Origin of the sequence: Burkholderia sp. Bp9016 (assembly GCF_003857765.1) — a bacterium.
Lineage (GTDB): Bacteria > Pseudomonadota > Gammaproteobacteria > Burkholderiales > Burkholderiaceae > Burkholderia.
On record NZ_QTPY01000077.1, the window covers coordinates 1 to 1,224 of the forward strand.

The following is a 1,224-nucleotide window of genomic DNA, read 5'->3' on the forward strand; positions in this document are numbered from 1 at the left end:
CAACACACGATCGTCAGCCCGGAGTTCGATCCGCCCATCCGGGTACTCCCAGACCTCGATCTGGCGGTCGATCAGCTTCCGGTTCTCCGGCGTGTCTTCCAGCAAGTACATCACCCGGTCGTACTGCACCGTGAGCGACTTCGTCACTTTGCGCGGCTCGCGCCACGTCAGCACCAAGTCGAGACTCTCGTCAGGCCGCAGCGGCCGGTGTGCATTGAAGTCGCTCTTCGGCGGCTTCGCGAAGCGTGCGTTGTAGGCGGCCATGAAGGAGGGCGCGTAAGCGTTGGCGTCGGCCACCGTGTTGATCCCGCGCAATCGCATCTCCTTGACCAATCGATCCTGCAACGTCAGGTGCGCTCGCTCGACACGTCCCTTGGCCGAACTGCTGTTCGCGCAGAACGTGTCGATGTTCAGCTCGTACATCGCCCGGCCAAATGGCGTCACGCGATTGCCAGTCTTGCCCGGCTTCACGTTGCGAAACACGCTGGCCTTGTCGCTGTAGAACGCTCCCGGTTTGCCATGGTGTTCGATATACGTCCGCGTTGCCTCGAAGTAGCTGAAGGTCGATTCGGTCTGCGTGAAGTGCAGCATCATCAATCGGCTCGTCGCATCGTCCACATACACCAGCAGCGTGCAGGCCGGCGCCCGTTCCTCGAACCACCGATGATCGCTGCCGTCGATCTGAATCAACTCGCCCAGGCACGCCCGGCGCGCTCGCGGCTGATAAACCTTCGGCGGTCGTTGCCGGCGCGGAATCCACAATCCAGCCTCCGTCATCAGCTTCCTGACCGTTTCCTTGGCCAGCCGAATGCCGTGGCATTCCCAGAGCTTCTCGCAGGTCAGCGTCGGCCCAAAATCGGCGTAACGATCGCGGATGATCGACAGCGCCCGGTCGGCGGCTCCTGGATCCAGGCGACGATTGCCGGGCTTCGATCGGTGTCCCGACACCAAACCCGCCGGACCATGCTCACGCAGCCGGGCGACCAGCCGGCGAACCTGCCGCGTCGTCAACTCCAGCCGTTCTGCCGCACGCCATGGCTTGAGCTTGCCGTCGGCTACGTCCTGAATGACCTTGAATCGGTCCAGCTCGCGCATCGTCATCGTGATCCGTTCCGTTGCAGCCATCGCAGCCTCCGGCGCCGGGAAGCCGGCGGCCGGTCAGCTTACGCGGTCCGAAAGCGGACATTTCTATGTAGCCAAAAGCGGACATTTCTATCTAGCCAC

General features: G+C 62.7%; 1 protein-coding gene. It reads right to left on the bottom strand.

Going from position 1 to position 1,224, the window contains the following annotated elements; translation table 11 throughout:
- Positions 1 to 1,125: ISNCY family transposase (locus tag DIE13_RS32485; RefSeq protein ID WP_124831042.1), on the bottom strand; the 1,125-nt coding region annotated here is incomplete at its 3' end.
- Positions 1,126 to 1,224 lie beyond the last annotated feature (99 nt).